Below are 21,307 nucleotides of genomic sequence, written 5' to 3'. Positions count from 1 at the left end.
CGATCCTGAAGGGTCTGCCGCGGCCCTCGGTCCGGGGCGGACCCCCGGACCCGCCGGGCGGGCGGGACGGTCGTGAGAGGCGCACGCGCACCAAGGTAGCCGCTGGGTGCGACAGCGCCCGAGCCCCGGGGCGCGCCGGGCCGCGCGGGGGCCCCGCCGTAGGCTGTGGCCATGCCTCACAGCGCACTCGACCTGCAGCAGGACGCCGCCCGGCTCACCGCCCGACTGGTGGACCTCCCCTCCGAGAGCGGGGACGAGGCGGCGCTCGCCGACGCCGTCGAGGAGGCGCTGCGCGCACTGCCCCACCTGAGCGTCGACCGGTACGGCAACAACGTGGTGGCCCGCACCCACCTGGACCGGGCCGAGCGGATCGTCCTCGCGGGCCATCTCGACACCGTGCCGATCGCCGGGAACCTGCCCTCCCGGCTCGACGAGGACGGGCTGCTGTGGGGGTGCGGCACCAGCGACATGAAGGCGGGGGTCGCCGTGCAGCTGCGGATCGCCGCCACGGTCCCCGAGCCCAACCGCGACCTGACCTTCGTCTTCTACGACAACGAGGAGGTCGCCGCCCACCTCAACGGCCTCGGCAAGGTCGCCGAGGCCCGCCCCGAGTGGCTGGCCGGCGACTTCGCCGTGCTGCTCGAACCCTCCGAGGGCCAGGTCGAGGGCGGCTGCCAGGGCACCCTGCGGGTGCGGCTGCACCTGCGCGGCACCCGGGCGCACTCGGCGCGCGGCTGGATGGGCGCCAACGCGATCCACGCGGCCGGGCCGGTGCTCGAGCGGCTGGCCGGCTACGAGCCCCGGTGGCCGACGATCGACGGACTGGAATACCGGGAGGGACTGAACGCCGTCGGCGTGGAGGGCGGCGTCGCCGGCAACGTCATCCCGGACCTGTGCACCGTCACGGTCAACTTCCGCTACGCGCCCGACCGCGGCGAGCAGGACGCGCTGGACCACGTGCGCGAGGTGTTCGCCGGATGCGGGGTCGAGGAGTTCGAGGTGGACGACAGCTCCCCCGGCGCACTGCCCGGCCTCTCGCACCCGGCGGCCCGCGCCTTCCTCGCCGCGGTGGGCGGCGAGCCGCGGCCCAAGTACGGCTGGACGGACGTCTCCCGGTTCAGCGCGCTGGGGGTGCCCGCCGTCAACTACGGTCCCGGGGATCCCAACCTCGCCCACAAGCGGGACGAGCGGGTCGAGACCGCGCTCATCACCCGGTGCGAGGAGCGGCTGCGGCGCTGGCTGACGGCCTGAGCCGGGCCCGCCGGAGCTCTCGCGCCACCTGCCGGTCAACCGATCGACGGCTGCCGGCCGCCCCGATTCCCGACGGTACCCGCCGGCGTCCGCATACCCTGAAGCGGAAAGATCGCAGGCGGAAGGAGTGCCGTAGATGACCGACGAGACCGGCGGAGGGCCCAAGGAGCAGCGACTGGGGCCTGTCGTGCGCCGCCGTGACCAGGTGCAGTCGGAGACCACCGACCAGCGCCTGCTGGACACCGCGGGCCCCTCCGACTTCATCCACCAGGACCCCTGGCGGGTGATGCGCATCCAGTCCGAGTTCGTCGAGGGCTTCGGAGCCCTGGCCGAGCTGGGCCCCGCCATCAGCGTCTTCGGCTCGGCGCGCACACCCCCCGAGGCGCCCGAGTACGACCAGGGCGTGCGGATCGGCCGGGCGCTGGCCGAGGCCGGGTTCGCCGTCATCACCGGTGGCGGCCCCGGCGCGATGGAAGCGGCCAACAGGGGTGCCCTGGAGGCGAACGGCACCTCGGTCGGGCTCGGTATCGAGCTCCCCTTCGAGCAGGGCATGAACAAGTACGTCGACATCGGCGTGAACTTCCGCTACTTCTTCGTCCGCAAGACGATGTTCGTGAAGTACGCCAGCGGGTTCGTCGTGCTGCCCGGCGGGCTCGGCACGCTGGACGAACTGTTCGAGGCGCTGACCCTGGTGCAGACCGGGAAGGTCACCCGCTTCCCGATCGTGCTCTTCGGCACGGACTACTGGCGGGGGCTCGCCGACTGGCTGCGCCACTCCGTCGTCGGCGGTGGCAAGGCGTCCGAGCGGGACCTGGAGCTCTTCCACGTCACCGACGACATCGACGAGGCGGTGGCGCTGGTCACCAAGGAGGTCGGCGGTCAGGTCCCGGCGGCCCAGCGCCCCGGACCGCCCGGCCGCCGCTAGGCCGTGTCCGCGACGGCACGTCCGACCCCGGGGCGGACGACGCTCCCCTGAGGGCACTCCTCAGGCCAGCCCCCGACGGGCCACCGCGGGCGGGCGGTGGCCCGCGATCGCGGACACCATGTCGAGGACCTGCTTGGTCTCGGCCACCTCGTGCACCCGGTAGACTCGCGCGCCCAGCCAGGCGGAGACGGCGGTGGTGGCCAGGGTGCCGGTCAGCCGCTCCTGGACGGGGCGGTCCAGGGTCTCGCCCACGAAGTCCTTGTTGGACAGCGAGACCAGCACCGGCCAGCCCGTCCCGGTCATCCGGCCCAGCTCCCGGGTCGCCTCCAGGGAGTGCCGGGTGGACTTGCCGAAGTCGTGCCCGGGGTCGATGAGGATCCCGTCCCGGCGCACCCCGAGCTCCGCGGCGCGCTCGGCCAGCCCGAGCGTCACCCGCAGGATGTCGTCGACGACTCCGCTGCCGCCTCCCCCGCCCCGCGTGCCCGGCTGGTAGGCGACCCGGTGCGGGCGGGTCCGCGGGCGGGCACCGCCCGCGTGGGTGCACACCAGACCCGCGCCGTACCGCGCCGCGACCTCGGCCAGCCGGGGATCGACCCCGCCCCAGGCGTCGTTGAGCAGATCGGCCCCCGCCTCGCACACGGCCTCGCCCACCTCGTGCCGCCAGGTGTCGACGCTGATCACCACGTCCGGCCAGCGCCGCCGCACCTCCGCGACGAAGCCCACCGTGCGCCGGGCCTCCTCCTCGGCCGTGACCTCGTCGCCGGGCCCCGCCTTCACCCCGCCTATGTCGATGACGGCGGCGCCCTCGGCGACCGCCTGCTCGACCCGGTGGAGCGCCGGCTCGTCCCGGAAGGTGGCGCCCCGGTCGTAGAAGGAATCCGGCGTCCGGTTGACGATCGCCATGATCACCGGCTCGTGCTCACCGAACTCGCGCGTGCCCAGGCGCAGCATCAGCCATCCTCTTCCTCTCGACGGTGCCCGCCTGCTGCCCGCAGCCGCGTGGCCCGTGCACCGGTCTCCGCCGCCGACCATAGCTGTCACCGGCCCATGGCACGATCAGGGTCCGCCCGCAATCGGCAACCACCCGGGGAGTTCATCCGTGTTCGTGTTCCTGCTGCTCTCGCTGGTCGTGGTCGTCGCCGCGGTGACGCTCGCCGTTGTCGGCAGCGGCGCCCGGCCCGGTGAGGAGGCCCGCGGCGCGGTGGGCGGGCTCCCCGACGCACCGCCCGACCTGCTGGACGAGCCCCTGCCACCGGAGCGCCCCGTCACCCACGGGGACGTGGCCGGGCTGCGGCTGGCCGTCGGGGTGCGCGGATACCGGATGGAGCAGGTAGACGACGTCCTCGACCGGCTCGGGGCCGAGCTCGCGGAGCGCGACGCGCGGATCGCCGAACTGGAGTCCGCGCTGGCCGGTGCCCAGGCCGTCGCGATGGGCCGGGCCGAGGAGCGGCGCCCGGAGCCGGGCCGGACTCCGGGCGCGGCGCAGGACGCGGGCCCGGAGGCACGGGCGGAAGGGGACAGCCCCCGGAGCGGATCCCTGACAGACCCGGAGGAGGGGCGATGACCACCGGACCCGACGACGCCGCTCCCGAGCTCTCGGCCGCCGCCCCCGAGCATTCCGCCGGCGCCGCGGTGCCCGGCCCCGACGGGCGCGCCCGCTGCCCCTGGGGCACGAGCGCGGAGGACTACGCGGCCTACCACGACACCGAGTGGGGCCGTCCGGTGCACGGCGACGACGCGCTCTACGAGCGGCTGTGCCTGGAGGGTTTCCAGTCCGGCCTCTCGTGGCTGACGATCCTGCGCAAGCGCGAGGCGTTCCGCGCCGCGTTCGCGGACTTCCGCATCGCCGCCGTCGCGCGGTTCACCGAGGACGACGAGCGGCGCCTGCTGGCCGACAGCGGCATCGTGCGCAACCGGGCCAAGATCGGCGCGGCCCTCGGCAACGCGCGGGTCGCGGCCGGGTGGGAGCCGGGCGAGCTGGACCGGCTGGTGTGGTCCTACGCCCCCGACCCGGCCGCCCGGCCCGCGCCCCGCACGACGGCGGAGGTGCCCGGCAGCACGCCCGAGTCGGCCGCCCTGGCCAAGGAGCTCAAACGGCGCGGCTTCCGCTTCGTGGGCCCCACCACCGTCTACGCGCTGATGCAGGCGTGCGGGCTGGTCGACGACCACCTGGCGGACTGCTGGTGCCGCGGCTCCGCCGCCGGCTGACCCGCCCGGAACGCGCAGCCGGCGGGCGGAAGCCCGCGGCCGCGAGCTCAGCGCCCGGTGAAGCGGGGCTGCTGCTTGTGCACGAACGCCTCCACGGCGATCCGGTGGTCGGCGGAGCCGCCCAGCCGCAGCTGGAGTTCGGACTCCTTGGCGAGCGTCTCGGCCAGGGAGTGGGAGGAGCCGTAGGCCAGGGACTCCTTGAGCGCCGCGTAGGCCGCGGTCGGCCCCTGCGCGAGCTGCCGGGCGACGGCCTCGGCCTCCGCGGCGAGCTCGGCGGCGGGCACCACCCGGTTGGCCAGCCCCAGCTCCAGCGCCTCGTCGGCCTTGACACTGCGCGGGAAGAGCAGCAGGTCGGCGGCCCGGCCCGGGCCCACCAGGCGCGGCAGCGTCCAGGAGACGCCGGAGTCCGCGGTCAGCGCCACCCCGGCGAAGGAGGTGTTGAATGCCGCGGTGTCCGCCAGGATCCGGTAGTCGCAGGCGAGGGCGAAGCCCGCGCCGGCCCCGGCGGCCACCCCGTTGACGCCCGCCACCACCGGCTTCGGCATCCCGGCTAGGGCCAGAGTGATCGGGTTGTAGTGCTCCTCGACGGTGTTCAGGGCGCTTCCGCCGCCCTTTTCGAGGGCGCCGGTGTGCTCCTTGAGGTCCTGGCCCACGCAGAAGGCGCGGCCGCTGCCGGTGAGCAGCACCGCGCGTACCCCCTCGTCGTCGGCGGCCCGTCGCAGGGTGTCGCGCAGGGCGGCCTTGGTCTCGTTGTCGAGGGCGTTCATCGCGTCGGGGCGGTCGAGCACGACCTTCGCGAGCCCCTCGGTCACTTCGTAGCGCACGGTGTCGGACATGCCCTCAGCATGACCCGGATCGTCGGGCGCTGACAGGGCACCGCGCACGCTCCGCGGCCCCGGCGGATGTGACCTGCGTCAAACCGAGGGACGCCGGTGACGGAGGGGAATTCCGGGCAGTACCGCGGGGCGGCCGCCGCATTGGGTGGGTTTGTGGGTGGTCGAGGAAGAAGAGATGTCGACCGATGTTGGTCATCGGGTCCTGCCATGCGGGATAATGACGAAGAAGCAATGTGTTCGATGCCGGTGAAACTGTGCCCGCTTACGGGACCCCCGGCGCGATCGGCTGGTTTCAGGAAGGGGAACGAGCATGGCGGCCATGAAGCCGCGGACGGGTGACGGCCCGCTCGAGGTGACCAAAGAGGGGCGGGGCATCGTCATGCGCGTTCCGCTCGAAGGCGGTGGGCGACTCGTCGTCGAGCTGACACCGGATGAGGCGACAGCGCTCGGCGAGGAGCTGAAGAAGGTCTGCGGCTGAGCGCTCCGCGGATCGCCGCCCCGGTAGGCACGCCACGCGTGTGCGCCGGGGCGGTTTCGTCTCCCCGGGCGCAGCCCTCTCCGGTCCGGGCGCAGCCGCGCAGGCGCCCCTCTGCCGGCCGGGTCCGGAACCCGGACCGAGCCGCTCCGGGAGGCCCGGCGGCAGCACGGACGCGCTGTGCGACGACTCCGTCACTCCCCGCGTTTGACCGCGCACAGCAGTCCGTCGCCCACCGGCAGGAGCGAGGGCACCAGCAGCGTGCTCTCCCGGACGGTGCGCAACAGCTCGCGCAGTCGCAGCACTTCCTGGGACTGGTCCGCGGCCTCGCCCGTCCGCCCGTCGGCGAAGACCCCGGCGAAGCAGATCAGCCCGCCGTCCCGCAGCAGCCGCAACGATTCGGCGAGGTAGTCCAGGCACTCCGTCCGGTCCCCGTCGCAGAAGACGAGGTCGTATCCGCCGTCCGCCAGCCGTGGCAGCACGTCCAGCGCCCGGCCGGGGATGAAGCGCACCCTGTTGCCCCCGCTGCCGACGAACCCGGCCGCGCGGAACGCCTCCCTGGCGAACTGCTGCCGCTCCGGTTCGGTGTCGACCGTCGTGAGCACCCCGTCGGAGCGCATCCCGTGCAGCAGGTGCAGTCCGGAGACGCCGGTGCCGGTACCGATCTCCGCGACCGCCTTGGCCTCGGCGGCCGCGGCCAGCAGCCGCAGTGCCGCTCCGGTGGCGGGGGAGACCGTGCGCAGCCCAGCCTCCTGGGCCCGGTCGCGGGCCCAGCGCAGTGCTTCGCTCTCGGCGTTCTCGACGAGCTCGGCGCCGTACGCGTCGGCGAACTCCCAGCTCGTCTGCCGGTTGCCGGTAATGGCCCTCTCCTGTCCCCGTCCTCCACGCAATCGTGACTGTATCCGTTGCCCCGGGAACCCGCAGTTGGGGCCGGGCGTTGAGGGAGCAGGGACCGCCGGAGGGCGGTCGGCAAAGCCGGGCAAAGTTTCTTATCCGGAGCTAACGGGAGATGTGGCTATGGTAGGGGCTCCAGTGGACACCACCAGAGCCGACAGGGGAGGTGCGGCTGCAAGCCGGGACCGCGGCGTCTTCTCCAGATTCCGCAGGTCGACGGGACAGCCGAAATCCGTGACCGACACCGCTGACCAGTCCCGCACCGCCGATTCCGCGACCACGGCGACTTTCGCGACCGATGCGGACGCGCAGGCGTGGACCCCTCCTTCCTGGGAGGAGATCGTCAGCAACCACAGCGCCCGGGTCTACCGCCTCGCCTACCGCCTGACCGGTAACCAGCACGATGCCGAGGACCTCACCCAGGAGGTCTTCGTCCGGGTCTTCCGGTCGCTGTCGACCTACACGCCCGGCACCTTCGAGGGCTGGCTGCACCGGATCACCACGAACCTCTTCCTGGACATGGTCCGGCGCAAGCAGCGCATCCGCTTCGACGCGCTCGCCGACGACGCCGCCGAGCGGCTGCCCAGCCGCGAGCCCACCCCGCAGCAGCACTTCAACGACACCCACTTCGACGCGGACGTCCAGCAGGCCCTGGACACCCTCGCCCCCGAGTTCCGCGCCGCCGTGGTGCTCTGCGACATCGAGGGGCTCTCCTACGAGGAGATCGCCGCGACACTCGGGGTCAAGCTCGGCACCGTCCGCAGCCGGATCCACCGCGGCCGATCCCACCTGCGCAAGGCGCTCCAGCACCGCTCGCCCGCCGCGCGCACCGAGCAGCGGCGCACCCTGAGCGCGGTGATGCCGTCGGCCCGGGCGGGCGAGGTGAGCGCCGGGTGACCTCCGCCGAACACCATCTCGGAGACCGCCTCGCCGCACTGGTCGACGGGGAGCTGGGGCACGACGCGCGCGAGCGGGTGCTTGCGCATCTGGCCACCTGCCCGGGGTGCAAGGCCGAGGCCGATGCGCAGCGCCGGCTCAAGAACGTCTTCGCGGACGCCGCGCCGCCACCGCCCTCGGACGGGCTCCTCGCCAGGCTGCAGGGCCTGCCCGCGGACGGCGACCCGCGCCCCGGGGCCGGGGCCGGCCCCGGCCCCGGCGGGCCGGGCGGCGGCGCGTTCGCCGCGCCCGTGCTGCCGGGCGGCTCCGGCCGCTCGCCCTGGGCCCTCGACCACCTTCCCGGCGGCCGGAGCGGCGGGCGCAGCCCGCTCACCCCGCCCGGCGGCTTCCGGATACATGAGATCCCGCCGCCCGACAGCGCCGAGCGGGCCGAACGTGCCGAGCGGGAGCGCTCGGCATCCCGAGGCCGCCGTTTCGCGTTCGCCGCGGCGGGCGCCTTCTCCCTGGCGGCCCTCGCCTTCGGCGGCACCCTGGCCTCGGGTGCGGCGAGCACCTCCGGCGGGACGGGCGGCGACAACCCCTCCGCCAACGCGGTACGCAGCCCGGCTTCCGGCTCCGGGGCCTCCCGGGACGGCAGACGGCGCGGCGGCGACCAGCGCGGGGGCACCCAGAGCACCCGCGGTTCGGACTCAGGCCCCACCTTCGCGCCCGTGGCCTCCTACGGTGCGGCGGCCCCCACCGCGCAGCCGAACGCGCCCGTGAGCATGCTGCGGCGCTCGGCCCCCGCCCGGCTCTCGCCCGCCACCAACGCCTCCGGCTGGTACGAGGACAGCGGTACGGCGGGCACCCTGAGCGCACTGCGCGGTTCGGGCTCGCTGCTGTCCGGCGGGCCGAGGAAGGAGCCCTCCACCGAGATGCGGCTCGCCCGGCGGCCGGCCGTCCGGCACGACCCCTCCGTGCTGCGCTCGTTCCCCGGCCGCGCTCCGGGGGTGACGAGTTCGCTCTCCGCCACCGCGCCGGGTCCGGCCGGGCGGTGACGCGGCGCCGGGTTGACGCGCGCTGGGCGGCGCGCCGCGTTCCTGGTTGAATCCTTCCGACGCCCTGCCCCCGGCCGAGGTCCGGGGAGGGCGTGAGTCGTGGGTGACCAACTGGAGAGTGCATGGACGAGCCGAACGCCACCAGGCAGGAGCCGAAGTGGTGGAGCCGCCCACGCCGGGTCCCGGACCGCCGGACCCAGCCCGCGGAGACCCGCTCCGCGGAGACCGGGCCCGCGGCGGTCGAGTCCGCGCGGGAGCAGGCCGCCGAGGCAGCCGCCGGGGGGTCCGCCGCGCCGGGCAGCGCCGGTCCTGAGGCGCAGGCCGCGGCCGGGGAGCCGGCCGCGGCGCCCGCCGCGTGCCCCGAGCCGCTGCACGGCGTGGATCCGTACTCCACACCTCCCTACGGCGGGCCCGGCCCCTGGGCCCCCGCACCGCCCGTCCTGCGTCCGCCGGTCACCCCGCCGCGCGGCGTCGCCCTGCCGCCCGGCAGCACGACGCCACCGAACGGGGTGCCGGCCGAGGGTTCCGGCTCTGCCGCGGTGCCCCCGGTGGACCAGCGGAGCACCGGGGCGCCGGAGTCCGGCGGGCCGTCCAGGGGGCCTGAGCCGCAGCCGGTCCCGCAGTCCGCCGTGCCGCCGCTCCCGCCGCGGCCTCCCGCGCGGCCCCGGCCCGGCGGGCGCGGGATCGCGCTCGGCGCCCTGGTGCTGGCGCTGGTGGCCGGTGGCGCGGGCGGGCTCATCGGCGCTTACATCGAGCGGAACGGCTCCGTGAGCGACATCGAACTGCCCCGTACCGCGGCGGCCGAGGGGGGCGCGCGGCCGAAGGGGAGCATCGCGGGGATCGCGCGGCAGACCCTGCCCGGCGTCGTCACGCTGCATGCGCGCGGCGGCGGCGCCGAGGCCACGGGCACCGGCTTCGTACTGGACCGGCGCGGCCACATCCTCACCAACCACCATGTCGTCGAGGGCGCCGAGTCCGCCGACGGGGTCCGGGTCACCTTCGACGGCGGTCAGACGGCGACAGGCGAGGTGGTCGGCGGCGACGCCGGCTACGACCTGGCGGTCGTCCAGGTCTCCCACGTCTCCGGGCTGACCCCGCTGCCGCTCGGCGACTCCGACGCCGTCCGGGTCGGCGACCCCGTCATCGCCTTCGGCGCCCCCTTCGACCTGGACGGCACGGTCACCACCGGCATCGTCAGCGCCACCGAGCGGCCCATCACGGCGGGGGGCGGGGAGCCGGGCAGCGAGCTGAGCTATGTGAACGCGCTGCAGACCGACGCTCCGATGAATCCCGGAAACTCCGGCGGCCCGCTGGTGGACGCCCGGGGCCGGGTCGTGGGGGTGAACAGCGCGATCAGGGGCGCGGGCGGCGCTCCGGGCCTGTCCGGCGGAGAGGGTGGCGGCAGTGTCGGTCTGGGCTTCGCCATTCCGGTCAACCAGGCGCGCCGGATCGCCGAGGAACTCATCAACGAGGGCCGCGCCACCCATCCGGTCATCGGCGTCTCCCTCGACATGCGGTACGAGGGCGAGGGGGCGCGGATCGGTGGCACCGGCGGCCGCGGTGCGGTCGTGCCGGGCGGTCCGGCCGACCGGGCCGGGCTGGCGGCCGGGGATGTGATCACCGAGGTCGGCGGGAAGCCCGTGACCGGGGGCGAGGAGCTGATCGTCCGGATCCGCAGCCACCGTCCGGGCGAGAAGCTGGAGCTGACCGTACTGGGCGGGGGTGCGGAGGGTGCGCGGCGGACGGTCCGGGTGACGCTCGGCTCCGCCACCGGCTGACGCCGGGCGCCCGGGCGGGGTCCCGCTCGCGGGCCGCGGGCGGGTACCGTGACATCTGGCTGCAGGAGCCGTGGACGGAGTGAGGGAGCTGCGCGGTGTTCTTCGATATAGGACCACTGGAGCTGGTCGCGCTCATCGTGCTGGCGGTGCTCGTGTTCGGCCCCGAGAAACTCCCCAAGGTGATCCAGGACGTCTCCGCCTTCATTCGCAAGGTGCGCCAGTTCTCCGACAGCGCGAAGGAGGACATCCGGAGCGAGCTGGGACCGGAGTTCAAGGACTTCGAGTTCGAGGACCTGAATCCGAAGAACTTCGCGCGCAAGCACCTGCTGGACAACGACGACCTGGGCATCAAGGAGATCAGCAACAGCTTCGACCTGCGCAAGGATCTGGCCGAAGTCACCGACGCGGTCAACGGCACCGACAGCGGGGGTGCCGGCTCCTCCCGCGGCAGCGGCTCCGGCGGGTCCGAGCGGACCGGCAAGGGTCTCCGGGGCGGCGGTCAGCAGGCACCGGATCTGACCAAGCGCACCTCCGACGGGGTGAACGGCCGACCGGTGCACGGGGACGTGCTCCGCAAGGGCGACCCGCCGCCGTTCGACGCGGACGCCACCTGACCCTCATTTGACGCCTCATCAGGCAACGATCCCGTCACCTCGGCATTCACACCACCGGGACATCTGTGGCGTTTGCCGTCCATCTCGCCACTCGCACCGCGTCCTGATCCACCGGGCATGACCGACACGGCGGACCGGTGTGGCTATCCTCCCAGTGTCGGGGGTCGCCGTCCGAGGAGCTCGGCTGCCCAGGCAACAGGGCAATGAGGAGGCGTCGCACAGATGGAGACGACGAGTCGGCCGGCCGGTGAATCCGGGCCCGCCGCACAGGGGGTTCCCGGCGCGCGGCGGGCTGTGGACGACTATCTGATGGCCGCTTTTCCGTGGTACGGCCTGGACGCGGCCTTCACCGGGCCACGCTGGCTGATGCAGGTCGGCACGGCGGCCGACGGCACGGTCGAGCACGGTTCCACCGGCCACGGCGAGGAGCCCTCCCTCCGTGTCGAGACCACCCCGGAGGACGAGAGCTTCGCCGTCGTCGTCACCCTCGCCAGCCGCCCTGTGCGGCGCAGCGGTGACGGCACCGGCACGCTGGAGGCCACCTCCGTCTCCACCGCCGCCTGGCTGGCCGGCTCGGGGCTGCTCTCGTGCAGCTTCCCGATGGAGATGGACCGCAGCCTGCGGCAGGACTGGCTCGACCAGCAGACCGGTGTCGCCTGGGAACTCGCCGACGACCTGGACGGCTCCGGCTGGAGCAGCCTCTCGCTGCCGGTGGACGGCATCCCCACCGACTTCCACTACCGCGAGTCCGCGTACGGCTGGGTGCTCGCCGGCTCGGCCCAGGAAGGCGTCCACCTGGGCGCCTACGGGCGCGGGATGAGCGCCTACGGGCTCGGCTTCGCCGTGGTGAAGGACATCACCGGATACGAGCGGGGCTGAGCGCCCGGCCGGGCGGGCCCGCGCCGACCCCCGCCCGGTGCTCACCGCACGGGGGGCGCGCGGCGCCGTACGGGCGCCTGGCGGCCTCAGAACTTGTTGCTCGGGGTGAGCCCCAGCGACATGCCCGACAGGCCGCGCTGGCGCGAGCTGAGCTTGTCGGCGACGGTGCGCAGCGCCTTCCCGGCGGGGGAGTCCGGGTCGCTGAGGACCACCGGCTCGCCCTCGTCGCCGCCCTCGCGCAGCCGCAGATCGATCGGGATGCCGCCGAGCACCGGCACCTCGGCGCCGGTGGTGCGGGTCAGCCCCTCGGCCACCTTCTGACCGCCGCCGCTGCCGAAGACGTCGACCATCTCGTCGCAGTGCGGGCACGGCATGCCGGACATGTTCTCGATCACGCCGACGATCTTCTGATGGGTCTGCACGGCGATGGACCCGGCACGCTCGGCGACCTCGGCCGCGGCCTGCTGCGGGGTCGTCACCACCAGGATCTCCGCGTTCGGGACGAGCTGGGCCACCGAGATGGCGATGTCCCCGGTGCCGGGCGGCAGGTCCAGCAGCAGCACGTCCAGATCGCCCCAGTAGACGTCGGCCAGGAACTGCTGGAGCGCGCGGTGCAGCATCGGGCCGCGCCACACCACGGGTGCGTTGCCCGGGGTGAACATCCCGATCGAGATCACCTTCACGCCGTGCGCGGACGGCGGCATGATCATGTCCTCGACCTGGGTCGGACGCCCGTCCGTGCCCAGCATGCGGGGAACGGAGTGGCCGTAGATGTCGGCGTCCACCACGCCGACCTTCATCCCGTCGGCGGCCAGCGCCGCGGCCAGGTTCACCGTCACCGAGGACTTGCCGACCCCGCCCTTGCCGGAGGCCACGCAGTACACCCGGGTCAGCGAGCCGGGCTGGGCGAAGGGGACCTCACGCTCGGCGGTGCCGCCCCGCAGGGAGGCCGCCAGCTCGCGGCGCTGCTCGTCGCTCATCACGTCCAGCTCGACGCTGACGGAGGTGACCCCCGGCACCCGCTGCACGGCCTCGGTCACGTTCGCGGTGATGGTCTCGCGCAGCGGACAGCCGGAGACCGTCAGATAGACCCCGACGTCGACCGCGCCACCGGGCGCGATACCGATGGATTTGACCATCCCCAGGTCGGTGATCGGCCGGTGGATCTCCGGATCGTTCACCGTCGCGAGCGCCGCACGCACCGCGTCTTCGGTGGGGGTGGATTCCTGGGTCTCGGTAGCCATGCATGCATGGTACGGCCGGGTAGGGTGCGTGGGCTAAGCGACCGGTCAGCGGTCTTGGTCACGCTCACCGGCCCCGGCCGGTCCGTGGCCGGTGGCCGCTCCAGGCCGCTCCTGCTGCTCCAGGTCCTTGACCAGCTCCGCCAGTTCCGAGCGGATCCAGTCCCGGGTGGCCACCTCGCCCAGGCCCATCCGCAGCGCCGCGATCTCGCGGGCGAGGAACTCGGTGTCGGCGATGCTCCGCTCGTTGCGCTTGCGATCCTGCTCCAGATTGACCCGGTCCCGGTCGTCCTGGCGGTTCTGCGCGAGCAGGATGAGCGGGGCCGCGTAGGACGCCTGGAGGGAGAGGGCCAGCGTCAGGAAGATGAACGGGTACTCGTCGAACTTCAGACCGTCCGGGGCGACGATGTTCCATCCCATCCAGACGATGATCACGACCGTCATCCACACCAGGAAGCGGCCGGTGCCCAGGAACCGCGCGATCCGCTCCGAGGCCCGTCCGAAGGTGTCCGGGTCGTAGGCCGGCAGCAGCGTGCGCCGGGGCGCTCGCGGTACGTCCAGCCGTGGTCCCTCCCGCTCAGCCATCCTCCGGCTCCCTCCCGTCGGGCCCGTGCGCCGCGCCGCCCGGTGCGGCGGGCGCCTCGGGCCGCTCGTGCGGGCCCGGCGCGAAGCCCGGCAGCCCGCCCACGGCAGCCGCCTCGCGCCAGCCCTCCGGCAGCAGGTCGTCCAGCACGTCGTCCACCGTGACGGCGCCCAGCAGATGTCCGCCCTCGTCCACGACGGGCGCCGAGACGATGTTGTACGCCGCCAGGTAGCTGGTCAGGGCGGGCACCGAGGCGGTCGGCGGCAGCGGTCGCAGGTCGGCGTCGACGAGTGCGCCGACCAGGGCGAACGGCGCCTCGCGCAGCAGCCGTTGGAAGTGCACGACGCCCAGGTACTTGCCGGTGGGGGTCTCGTCCGGCGGCCGGCAGACGTAGACCTGGGAGGCCAGCGGCGCCGGGAGGTCCTCGAGGCGCACCCGGGCCAGCGCCTCGGCGACGCTCGCGTCCGGGCGCAGCACGATCGGCTCGGTCGTCATCAGACTGCCCGCCGTGCCCTCCTCGTAGGACAGCAGCCGCCGCAGCGGTGCCGCCTCCTGAGGTTGCATCAGGTCCAGCAGGCGCTCCTTGTCGTCCTCCGGGAGCTCGCCCAGCAGGTCGGCCGCGTCGTCGGGATCCATCGCCTCCAGGACGAGTGCCGCCCGCTCGTCGGCGAGCTTGTTGATGATCTCCACCTGGTCGTCGTCCGGCAGCTCCTCCAGCACGTCGGCGAGCCGGTCGTCGTGGAGCGCGGCGGCCACCTCGGCCCGGCGCTTCTCGGAGAGGTGGTGCAGGACGTTGGCGAGGTCCGCGGGACGCAGTTGCTCGAAGGTGGCCAGCAGGTTGGCGGTGCCCTGCTCGGGCTCCTCCAGATTGAAGCCGGTCACCGCGTCCCACTCCACGGTGAGCGCCTCCCCGCGCCGGCCCCGCAGCCCGCCGCCCTTGCGTCCCTTGCGGACGAAGAGCCGGTCGATCTCCCAGTCGCGGCGGGCGGGCAGCCGCTGGAGGCCCACATCCAGGACGGTGACCTCCTCGCCGGTCTCCACCAGCGTCACCTGGCGGTCCAGCAGCTCGCCGAGGATCAGCCGTTCGTTGGGCCGCCGCTCGAAGCGCCGGATGTTGAGCACACCCGTGGTGATGACCTGGCCGGACTCCACACCCGTCACCCGTGTCATGGGCAGGAAGACCCGGCGTCGGCTGACGACCTCCACCACCAGCCCGAGGACGCTGGGCAACCTGCGTCGGCCGCCGAGCAGGGCCACCACGTCGCGGACCCTGCCGACCTGGTCGCCGTTCGGGTCGAATACCGCGGTACCGGCCAGGTGCGAGACGAAGACCCGGGGGGCGCTCGCCGCCATGAGCCGCCTCCCTCCTCGGCCCCGCGGACCGGTCGCCGACGTATCAGGCCGTTCGTTCGTTTTGTACCTTTACCTCACTCATACAGGTATATGACGTATTCAGGCTAGTGTGACGGGCGCCACAGCCGCCGCAGCCGAGTGGTCCGGACGGCTCCCTTCCGGGGAGCCGCCTCCGTCCGGGTAGGGTGCCCTCTTGCCGCCGCCGACCACAGGAGGAACCCCTCGTGACTGGACGCGCCCGCGCCCCCCGGAGTGCAGCGCTGCTCGCTCTCTTCTGCGTCGGAGCGAGTACGGCACTGAGCGGCTGCGGGAGTGAGGATCCGGACGCGGGTACCAACGGCGTGGGCAAGCTCTCGGCGGCGAAGATCGAGCGGAAGGCGAAGGCGGCGGCCAAGGGCGCGGAGGCGGTACGGGTCTCCGGCAAGGTGGTCAGTAAGGGGCGCACCTACCGTCTGAAGATGCGGCTGAAGGGGAGCGGCGGCGTCGGCGAGGTCTCCGCCGAGGGTGGTACCACCTTCCAGTTGCTGCGCACCGGCCGCGACCTCTATCTCAAGGCGGGCACCGACTTCTGGGCCCAGCAGGAGGGCGGCAAGGAGCCCAGCAAGAGCGATGTCGCAGCCGCGGGCAAGCTCAAGGGCAAGTACGTCAAGGTCCCCGAACAGGACCCGGCCTACAAGCAGTTGAGTGTCTTCACCGACATGGAGACCCTGCTGGAGGGGCTGCTGGCCATGGAGGGCAAGCGCGAGACGGGCGAGCGCGGCACGGTGGACGACACCAGGACCATCCGGGTCACGGCGGGCAAGGGCAGCGGCGGCACGGTGGACGTCTCGCTGGAGGGGAAGCCCTACCCGCTGCGGCTGCGCCGCGCGGGGGATGCCGGAACCGTGCGGCTGAGCGACTGGAACGACGGCTTCCCGCTGCACGCCCCGAAGAAGGACGAGACCGTCGACTACGGCAAGAAGATCTCCTCCGGGCAGCACGGAAGCTGACCCGCTGCCTGCGCTGCCGGGCCGGGCCGCCGGAGCGGTGCCGCCGCCGGCGCACCGGGCCGGTTCAGCCGCGGGAGCGGCTCCGGCGGCGGAAGAGCAGCCGCGGCAGCCCGGCGGGCCGGGGGCGGCGCGTGGTGGCCGGGGTGGCCAGCGGTGCCGCCGCCGGGGAGTCGTGCGGCATCGCGCCGGGGCGCTCCAGCGACTCCCCGGCCGGCTCCAGCCGCAGCACCCGGCTGTGTTCGGCCCAGCGCTCGGGCATGGTCTCGGCGTCCGGCGCGTTGAGCCGTTTGCCCTTCAGCTCGCCGACCGCCGCCTCCCACTCCGGGCCGTGCGGGGCGAGTTCACGTACCCGGGCCGGCCATACGACCAGCCGTGCGCCTTTGTCCTTGCCGCGTACCGTGACGGTGGCGCTGCCGCCGTCCGTCAGCCCCAGGTCGTCGAGCGGCTGTTCGAGCGGGCCGTCGCCGACCAGGCAGACGGCTCCCTCGTGCCACACATGCCACAGCCCGCGCGCCGGGCCCTCGGGGCCGCGGACCCAGACCAGCCCCGACTTCTTGGCCGTCTCCTCGATCAGCGCCCGGTCCGCACGGCTCTCCGGGCGGCTCTCGGGCTTCTGGGGCGTCACGCTCATAGCCCGCAGGCTACAGCCACCCGTTGCGCTTGAAGCCCCGGTGGATGCCGTAGCAGATGGTGACGATCAGCAGCAGCACCGTCGGATAGCCGTACGTCCACTCCGTCTCGGGCATGTAGTCGAAGTTCATGCCGTAGATCCCGGCGATCATCGTCGGCACCGCGAAGATGGCGGCCCAGGCGGTGATCTTCCGCATGTCCTCGTTCTGCGCGACCGTCGCCTGGGCGAGGTTCGCCTGGAGGATCGAGTTGAGCAGGTCGTCGAAGCCCAGTACCTGCTCGTTGACCCGGGTCAGATGGTCGGCCACGTCGCGGAAGTACTTCTGGATGTCCGGGTCGACCAGCCGCACCGGCCGCTCGCTGAGCGTCTGCAACGGTCGCATCAGTGGTGAGACGGCGCGCTTGAACTCCAGCACCTCGCGCTTGAGCTGGTAGATCCGGCCCGCGTCGCCGCCCCGCTTGCCGTTGCCGGAGCGGTCGGAGAAGACGTCGATCTCCACCTCGTCGATGTCGTCCTGCACCGCGTCCGCGACCGCCAGGTAGCCGTCCACGGTCTGGTCGGCGATGGCGTGCAGCACCGCCGAGGGGCCCTTGCCCAGCAGCTCCGGATCGTCCTCCAGCCGGTGCCGCAGAGCGCGCAGCGAGCCCTGGCCGCCGTGCCGGACGGTGATGATGTAGTCCCGGCCGGTGAAGCACATCACCTCGCCGGTCTCCACCACCTCGCTGCTGGCGGTCAGTTCGGCGTGCTCCACGTAGTGCACCGTCTTGAAGACCGTGAACAGGCTCTCGTCGTACCGCTCCAGCTTCGGCCGCTGGTGCGCGTGCACCGCGTCCTCCACGGCCAGCGGGTGCAGGCCGTACTCCTGGGCGATACCGGAGAACTCCTCCTCGGTGGGCTCGTGCAGGCCGATCCACACGAAGCCGCGGCGGCCCTGCCCCTCGGGCGACCGCACCTTGCGCAGCGCCTGGGCCGGGGTGAGCTGCTCGGTTTCACGGCGGCCGTCCAGGTAGACGCCGCAGTCGACGACGGCGCTGCTGGTGGCCGCGCCGACCCGCTCGTATCCGAAGCCGTATCCCGGCCGGTTGTCCTTGCGCAGTGCCGGGCGCACGACGGCGCGCAGCTCTCGGATCATCGACATGTGGGCCCTCCACGGTGCCGTGCCATGCCGTCGCGGCCCCGGCCGAGGCGTCGTGCTGCCCGGAACGGGGGCCTACGGGCCACCACCCGGAGGTCCGCAAAGCGGGCACCACACGCAGGCCGTGGGAAGACGGCGATCGCTGACTGACGGAACAATGCGAAACTGCGAGACGCGGACGCTCTTCCGCCGTGCGCACCCCGGGAGGAACCCCATCGGTCCTCGGGGGAAAGGTGTGCGCGCTGTGGCCGCGAGGGACTAGATCCCCGGTGACGCGGTCGCTGCCGGACAGGAAGAACGGCCGGTACTGCACGGTCGACTCGGATCCATGTCAGTACCACCTCCTCCGGCCGGGCCCCTGTGGGGGACGATCTGTACACACCTTGACCGGCAGCCAACGGTAGCACTGCGCGAACCCTCCGCGAGCCCGGCGTGACCGCTCCCGGCGGCCTTTGCCCGTTCCTTACCCGAACGACCCGCCGGACCCGCCGGCGGCCGAACTCCCCGCCGGCCCGCGGATCCGCCCGGCCCGCTTCCGTGCGCTCGTCCCCGGTGCCGCTCCGCGGGGCGCTTGCCGTCCGCTCTATGCTCGCCGGATGAACGACGTGCTGACTCTGGTCGACGCCCGGCTGCGCGAGGCCTTCGGCGAGCCCGACGCCCGCGCCTCGGTCACCTTTCTGGGGACCGAGCGCATCGAGGTGCTGCGGTTCCTGGACGCCGGGGCGGGCACTGTGCGTTACGCCACCCTCGGCATGTCGGCCGGCCCCATGACCGACCCGGCGCAGGCGCTGGCCGACCCCGAAGTGGGGCCGCGCGCCGAGTTGCTGCTGTCCGTGGGCGCGGGGAGCGGGGCGATGAACGCCGAGACCGACAAGGTCCTGCGCCCGTTGGCCGTGCTGGCCGCCTCGCCACAGGTGGAGGGGGTCGTCGTGGCCCCGGGCGCCTCCTTGGACACCGGCGAGCCGCTGTGGCCGGGTGCGCCCTTCACCTCCGTGCTGGTGGCCGAATCCGGCGGGTTGGTCGAAGACGTGGTCCTGGAACCGCCGCGCGAGCCGGTCCGGTTCCTGCCGCTGCTGCCCATGACTCCCGCGGAGGCCGCCTGGAAGCGGGTGCACGGCGCCGAGGCGCTCCAGGAGCGCTGGCTGCGGCACGGCACGGACCTGCGCGATCCGTTCCGCGCGGCCGTCCCGCTGGGGGAGTGACCGCGCGACGGCGGGGCCGCAGCGCGCGGCTGCGTGCCGTGGGCGTCAGGCGCCGACCGGTTCGGGATCAGCGGTGGCCGGGAGCAGCTCCTCGGCCTCCGTGGTGAGGGCCTTGCGGCGGACGGCCACCACGGCGGCGCCGGCCAGGGCGGCGAGCGCCGCGACCACGAACGGCAGGTGGACGTCCGCCCACTCCTCGATCTTCGGCGCCAGGAAGGGCGCCGCGGCGGCCGCGAACCAGCGGACAAAGTTGTATCCGGCGCTGGCCACCGGCCGGGGCGCGTCCGAGACCCCGAGCGCGAGTTCGGTGTAGACGGTGTTGTTGAGGCCGATGAAGGCTCCGGAGACCACGGTGCCGGCGATGGCCGCGGTGTGGTTGCCGTAGCCGAGCACCACCAGGTCCACGGCCATCAGCACCAGCGAGGTGCCCAGCACCCGCAGTGACCCGAAGCGCTCCTGGAGGCGGGGCGCGACCAGCACCGAGAAGACCGCCAGCAGCACACCCCAGGCGAAGAACACCGCACCGGAGCGGTAGGGGGACATGTCCAGGACGAACGGGGTGAACGCCAGCACGGTGAAGAAGGCGTAGTTGTAGAAGAACGCCGATGCGGCCGCGGAGGCCAGCCCGCCGTGGCCGAGCGCCTTGACCGGATCGAGCAGGGACGTCTTGCGTGCGGGCCCGGGCTGCTCCTTGAGGAACGCGGTGATGGCGAGGAAGCCGATCGCCATCAGCACGGCCGTGCCGAAGAACGGGAAGCGCCAGCTCGCGTCGCCCAGCACGGCGCCCAGCAGCGGGCCGCAGGCCATGCCCAGGCCCAGGGCCGACTCGTACAGCAGGATGGCCGCCGCGCTGCCGCCCGCCGCGGCGCCGACGATCACCGCGAGCGCCGTCGAGACGAAGAGGGCGTTGCCCAGGCCCCAGCCGGCGCGGAAGCCGACGAGTTCGCCGACGGAGTGCGAGGTGCCGGAGAGTCCCGCGAAGACCACGACCAGGGCCAGTCCCAGCAGCAGGGTCCTGCGGCCGCCGATCCGGCTGGAGACGAAGCCGGTGACCAGCATCGCCACGGCGGTGATCAGGAAGTAGGAGGTGAACAGCAGGCTGACCTGGCTCGGAGTGGCCGCGAGCCCCTTCGCGATCGAGGGCAGGATCGGGTCGACCAGGCCGATGCCCATGAAGGCCACGACGGACGCGCCCGCCGTGGCCCATACGGCCTTCGGCTGGCGGAGGAGGTTCCCCCCGCCCTTGTCGAACGGATCACCGCTCATGCTTGCCGCTCCTCCTCGGGGTCTGCCGCCACGGGTGCTGCCGCCGGCCGGCGGTCGCGGATCTTCCCCCGCGGCGATGTGGTTGGTGTGTACACACAATAAATTAGCAAGCCTAATTAATGCAAATGGCATCTATATGATCAGCAGGTCATCGGCCGTCTTCGCGGAGGCACTCACACCCCGTGTTGTTCAGGGGTGGAGTCCGGGTGGGTGATCGTCCTTGACGGGACGGCGGCCCGGTAGGACCGTAAGGGCCCATGAGGGGCGAACCCAGTTGCCCGAAGTGCGGTGGCCGCATCAGGGCGCCCGGACTCTTCGCCGACACCTGGCAGTGCGGCGTGCACGGTGCTGTGCACCCGCTCCAGCCGGTCCTTCCACCCAGCGTCGACGCACTCGCCGTCGTGGTGGGCCGCACCCGGGTACCGGTGTGGATGCCGTGGCCGCTCCCCGTGGGCTGGCTGTTCACCGGCGTCGCCTGCGCGGGCGACGACCGGAGCGGGGGCCGGGCCACCGCCGTCGCCTGCTCGGGGCCCGCGCCGCTCGGCGGCCCCGGTGAGCTGCTGCTCATCGCCGAGGAGCTCGGCGTCGGCCTCGGCGCCCGCTACGCCGGGATCGAGGGCCCCGACCCCGGCCCGGCCATCTGCGCGGGCAAGCCGCCCCAGGCCAAGGTGCACGCCGCTGGACACCCCACTCCGCTGTGGCAGGTCGGCGGGGCGCCGGCGGACCGGGCCGTCTTCGCCGGGGAGGCGTGCGGACTGTGGCTGTGGGCCATCGTCTGGCCGCCGGAGTCCGGGCTGCTGCTCTACGACGAACTGGTGCTGACCGATCTGCGGGACGCGGGCGCCGAAGTGGAACTGGTGCCCTGCGGGGCGCTCTCCCCCCGGCTGATCTCCCGGCCCGCCGCGCAGCGCTGACGGCCCGGGGCCCTCGAGCCCCGCCACGCCGCGTACGGTCCGCGGGTCGCGGGCCTCCGCCGCCGGTTCGACGGCCCCGCCGACCCGCCCGAGCGGCGCCCGCACCAGGAGCCGGAAGAGGAGCGGGCCGGTACGGCTATCCTGGGGGCTGCTCGCCATGAGCCCGTCACACCCCGCCGTCCAGCTATCGGAGCCCGTC

At 73.4% G+C, this 21,307-nt stretch carries 22 protein-coding genes; 13 read left to right on the top strand and 9 right to left on the bottom strand.

Annotation, left to right across the window (positions count from 1 at the left end):
* Positions 1-171: 171 nt before the first annotated feature.
* The gene (gene dapE, locus P2424_RS25070) at positions 172-1,251 is read left to right on the top strand and encodes a succinyl-diaminopimelate desuccinylase (protein ID WP_276477972.1); all 1,080 of its coding nucleotides are present in this window, start codon (positions 172-174) and stop codon (positions 1,249-1,251) included.
* A gap of 136 nt (positions 1,252-1,387) precedes the next feature.
* The gene (locus P2424_RS25065; protein ID WP_276477971.1) at positions 1,388-2,176 is read left to right on the top strand and encodes a TIGR00730 family Rossman fold protein; all 789 of its coding nucleotides are present in this window, start codon (positions 1,388-1,390) and stop codon (positions 2,174-2,176) included.
* A 60-nt stretch (positions 2,177-2,236) separates the two neighbouring features.
* On the opposite strand, the gene folP is transcribed toward P2424_RS25065, so the two are convergent.
* Positions 2,237-3,127, bottom strand: a complete 891-nt coding sequence (gene folP, locus P2424_RS25060) for a dihydropteroate synthase (protein WP_276477970.1) — start codon at positions 3,125-3,127, stop codon at positions 2,237-2,239.
* Positions 3,128-3,275: 148 nt separating this feature from the next.
* Between folP and P2424_RS25055 the strand changes: the two genes are divergently transcribed.
* Together P2424_RS25055 and P2424_RS25050 are read left to right on the top strand one after the other, a co-directional pair.
* The gene (locus tag P2424_RS25055; protein ID WP_276477969.1) at positions 3,276-3,740 is read left to right on the top strand and encodes a DivIVA domain-containing protein; all 465 of its coding nucleotides are present in this window, start codon (positions 3,276-3,278) and stop codon (positions 3,738-3,740) included.
* Positions 3,737-4,384: a DNA-3-methyladenine glycosylase I gene (locus P2424_RS25050; protein ID WP_276477968.1), complete on the top strand. Its 648-nt coding sequence runs from the start codon at positions 3,737-3,739 to the stop codon at positions 4,382-4,384. The genes P2424_RS25055 and P2424_RS25050 overlap by 4 nt, the downstream gene beginning before the upstream one ends.
* Positions 4,385-4,431: 47 nt before the next feature.
* On the opposite strand, the gene P2424_RS25045 is transcribed toward P2424_RS25050, so the two are convergent.
* Positions 4,432-5,220: an enoyl-CoA hydratase-related protein gene (locus tag P2424_RS25045; RefSeq protein ID WP_276477967.1), complete on the bottom strand. Its 789-nt coding sequence runs from the start codon at positions 5,218-5,220 to the stop codon at positions 4,432-4,434.
* Between the two features lie 310 nt (positions 5,221-5,530).
* On the opposite strand from P2424_RS25045, the gene P2424_RS25040 reads away from it, so the two are divergent.
* Positions 5,531-5,698, top strand: a complete 168-nt coding sequence (locus P2424_RS25040; protein WP_016469583.1) for a DUF3117 domain-containing protein — start codon at positions 5,531-5,533, stop codon at positions 5,696-5,698.
* A gap of 191 nt (positions 5,699-5,889) precedes the next feature.
* Here the strand turns inward: P2424_RS25040 and P2424_RS25035 are convergent, their stop codons facing one another.
* Positions 5,890-6,585 carry a class I SAM-dependent methyltransferase gene (locus P2424_RS25035; RefSeq protein ID WP_027759075.1) on the bottom strand — a complete coding sequence of 232 codons (696 nt, stop codon included), beginning with the start codon at positions 6,583-6,585 and terminating at the stop codon, positions 5,890-5,892.
* A gap of 127 nt (positions 6,586-6,712) precedes the next feature.
* On the opposite strand from P2424_RS25035, the gene sigE reads away from it, so the two are divergent.
* From sigE to P2424_RS25010, 5 genes are all read left to right on the top strand, one after another.
* Entirely contained in the window at positions 6,713-7,486 is a 774-nt protein-coding gene (gene sigE, locus P2424_RS25030; protein ID WP_276477966.1) for an RNA polymerase sigma factor SigE, read from the top strand.
* Positions 7,483-8,523 (top strand): zf-HC2 domain-containing protein, encoded by a 1,041-nt coding sequence (locus P2424_RS25025; protein ID WP_276477965.1) that lies wholly within the window; start codon positions 7,483-7,485, stop codon positions 8,521-8,523. Before sigE ends, P2424_RS25025 begins: the two co-directional genes overlap by 4 nt.
* A 122-nt stretch (positions 8,524-8,645) precedes the next feature.
* The gene (locus P2424_RS25020; RefSeq protein ID WP_276477964.1) at positions 8,646-10,301 is read left to right on the top strand and encodes a trypsin-like peptidase domain-containing protein; all 1,656 of its coding nucleotides are present in this window, start codon (positions 8,646-8,648) and stop codon (positions 10,299-10,301) included.
* A 95-nt stretch (positions 10,302-10,396) separates the two neighbouring features.
* Positions 10,397-10,915 (top strand): sec-independent translocase, encoded by a 519-nt coding sequence (locus P2424_RS25015; protein WP_276477963.1) that lies wholly within the window; start codon positions 10,397-10,399, stop codon positions 10,913-10,915.
* A gap of 222 nt (positions 10,916-11,137) precedes the next feature.
* Positions 11,138-11,794 carry a hypothetical protein gene (locus P2424_RS25010; protein ID WP_276477962.1) on the top strand — a complete coding sequence of 219 codons (657 nt, stop codon included), beginning with the start codon at positions 11,138-11,140 and terminating at the stop codon, positions 11,792-11,794.
* Between the two features lie 86 nt (positions 11,795-11,880).
* Here the strand turns inward: P2424_RS25010 and P2424_RS25005 are convergent, their stop codons facing one another.
* Genes P2424_RS25005 through P2424_RS24995 form a run of 3 tightly spaced genes read right to left on the bottom strand, consistent with a single transcriptional unit; the run spans position 11,881 to position 14,971 of the window.
* Positions 11,881-13,038 (bottom strand): Mrp/NBP35 family ATP-binding protein, encoded by a 1,158-nt coding sequence (locus tag P2424_RS25005; protein ID WP_276477961.1) that lies wholly within the window; start codon positions 13,036-13,038, stop codon positions 11,881-11,883.
* Positions 13,039-13,083: 45 nt separating this feature from the next.
* On the bottom strand, positions 13,084-13,620 hold the full coding sequence (locus P2424_RS25000; RefSeq protein ID WP_276477960.1) for a DUF1003 domain-containing protein: 537 nt from the start codon (positions 13,618-13,620) through the stop codon (positions 13,084-13,086).
* Positions 13,613-14,971, bottom strand: a complete 1,359-nt coding sequence (locus P2424_RS24995) for a CBS domain-containing protein (RefSeq protein ID WP_276477959.1) — start codon at positions 14,969-14,971, stop codon at positions 13,613-13,615. The genes P2424_RS25000 and P2424_RS24995 overlap by 8 nt, the downstream gene beginning before the upstream one ends.
* A gap of 224 nt (positions 14,972-15,195) precedes the next feature.
* Between P2424_RS24995 and P2424_RS24990 the strand changes: the two genes are divergently transcribed.
* Positions 15,196-15,960, top strand: a complete 765-nt coding sequence (locus P2424_RS24990) for a hypothetical protein (protein WP_276477958.1) — start codon at positions 15,196-15,198, stop codon at positions 15,958-15,960.
* Positions 15,961-16,024: 64 nt separating this feature from the next.
* Here P2424_RS24990 and P2424_RS24985 read toward each other — a convergent pair whose 3' ends face one another.
* Both P2424_RS24985 and P2424_RS24980 read right to left on the bottom strand, forming a co-directional pair.
* Positions 16,025-16,591, bottom strand: a complete 567-nt coding sequence (locus P2424_RS24985) for a hypothetical protein (RefSeq protein WP_276477957.1) — start codon at positions 16,589-16,591, stop codon at positions 16,025-16,027.
* Between the two features lie 10 nt (positions 16,592-16,601).
* On the bottom strand, positions 16,602-17,729 hold the full coding sequence (locus P2424_RS24980; RefSeq protein ID WP_276477956.1) for a magnesium and cobalt transport protein CorA: 1,128 nt from the start codon (positions 17,727-17,729) through the stop codon (positions 16,602-16,604).
* A 593-nt stretch (positions 17,730-18,322) separates the two neighbouring features.
* Between P2424_RS24980 and P2424_RS24975 the strand changes: the two genes are divergently transcribed.
* The gene (locus tag P2424_RS24975; RefSeq protein ID WP_276477955.1) at positions 18,323-18,928 is read left to right on the top strand and encodes a suppressor of fused domain protein; all 606 of its coding nucleotides are present in this window, start codon (positions 18,323-18,325) and stop codon (positions 18,926-18,928) included.
* Between the two features lie 45 nt (positions 18,929-18,973).
* Here P2424_RS24975 and P2424_RS24970 read toward each other — a convergent pair whose 3' ends face one another.
* Positions 18,974-20,194 carry an MFS transporter gene (locus P2424_RS24970; RefSeq protein ID WP_276477954.1) on the bottom strand — a complete coding sequence of 407 codons (1,221 nt, stop codon included), beginning with the start codon at positions 20,192-20,194 and terminating at the stop codon, positions 18,974-18,976.
* 257 nt (positions 20,195-20,451) lie between these two features.
* Between P2424_RS24970 and P2424_RS24965 the strand changes: the two genes are divergently transcribed.
* The gene (locus P2424_RS24965) at positions 20,452-21,108 is read left to right on the top strand and encodes a DUF6758 family protein (RefSeq protein ID WP_276477953.1); all 657 of its coding nucleotides are present in this window, start codon (positions 20,452-20,454) and stop codon (positions 21,106-21,108) included.
* Positions 21,109-21,307: the final 199 nt, after the last annotated feature.

Source organism: Streptomyces sp. WMMB303 (assembly GCF_029351045.1).
In the GTDB taxonomy this organism is placed as follows: domain Bacteria; phylum Actinomycetota; class Actinomycetes; order Streptomycetales; family Streptomycetaceae; genus Streptomyces.
The sequence above is the reverse complement of the archived record's forward strand: the minus strand, read 5'-3'. Positions and strand labels throughout refer to the sequence as shown.

Excerpts from the sequence above, each read along its gene's own strand:
- P2424_RS25065 (WP_276477971.1), top strand. The coding sequence starts at position 1,388 with ATGACCGACGAGACCGGCGGAGGGCCCAAGGAGCAGCGACTGGGGCCT.
- P2424_RS24975 (WP_276477955.1), top strand. The coding sequence starts at position 18,323 with ATGAACGACGTGCTGACTCTGGTCGACGCCCGGCTGCGCGAGGCCTTC.
- P2424_RS25000 (WP_276477960.1), bottom strand. The coding sequence starts at position 13,620 with ATGGCTGAGCGGGAGGGACCACGGCTGGACGTACCGCGAGCGCCCCGG.
- dapE (WP_276477972.1), top strand. The coding sequence starts at position 172 with ATGCCTCACAGCGCACTCGACCTGCAGCAGGACGCCGCCCGGCTCACC.
- P2424_RS24985 (WP_276477957.1), bottom strand. The coding sequence starts at position 16,591 with ATGAGCGTGACGCCCCAGAAGCCCGAGAGCCGCCCGGAGAGCCGTGCG.
- P2424_RS25050 (WP_276477968.1), top strand. The coding sequence starts at position 3,737 with ATGACCACCGGACCCGACGACGCCGCTCCCGAGCTCTCGGCCGCCGCC.
- P2424_RS25040 (WP_016469583.1), top strand. The coding sequence starts at position 5,531 with ATGGCGGCCATGAAGCCGCGGACGGGTGACGGCCCGCTCGAGGTGACC.
- P2424_RS24995 (WP_276477959.1), bottom strand. The coding sequence starts at position 14,971 with ATGGCGGCGAGCGCCCCCCGGGTCTTCGTCTCGCACCTGGCCGGTACC.
- P2424_RS24980 (WP_276477956.1), bottom strand. The coding sequence starts at position 17,729 with ATGTCGATGATCCGAGAGCTGCGCGCCGTCGTGCGCCCGGCACTGCGC.
- folP (WP_276477970.1), bottom strand. The coding sequence starts at position 3,127 with ATGCTGCGCCTGGGCACGCGCGAGTTCGGTGAGCACGAGCCGGTGATC.
- P2424_RS25005 (WP_276477961.1), bottom strand. The coding sequence starts at position 13,038 with ATGGCTACCGAGACCCAGGAATCCACCCCCACCGAAGACGCGGTGCGT.
- P2424_RS25010 (WP_276477962.1), top strand. The coding sequence starts at position 11,138 with ATGGAGACGACGAGTCGGCCGGCCGGTGAATCCGGGCCCGCCGCACAG.
- P2424_RS25045 (WP_276477967.1), bottom strand. The coding sequence starts at position 5,220 with ATGTCCGACACCGTGCGCTACGAAGTGACCGAGGGGCTCGCGAAGGTC.
- P2424_RS24970 (WP_276477954.1), bottom strand. The coding sequence starts at position 20,194 with ATGAGCGGTGATCCGTTCGACAAGGGCGGGGGGAACCTCCTCCGCCAG.
- P2424_RS25020 (WP_276477964.1), top strand. The coding sequence starts at position 8,646 with ATGGACGAGCCGAACGCCACCAGGCAGGAGCCGAAGTGGTGGAGCCGC.
- sigE (WP_276477966.1), top strand. The coding sequence starts at position 6,713 with ATGGTAGGGGCTCCAGTGGACACCACCAGAGCCGACAGGGGAGGTGCG.
- P2424_RS24965 (WP_276477953.1), top strand. The coding sequence starts at position 20,452 with ATGAGGGGCGAACCCAGTTGCCCGAAGTGCGGTGGCCGCATCAGGGCG.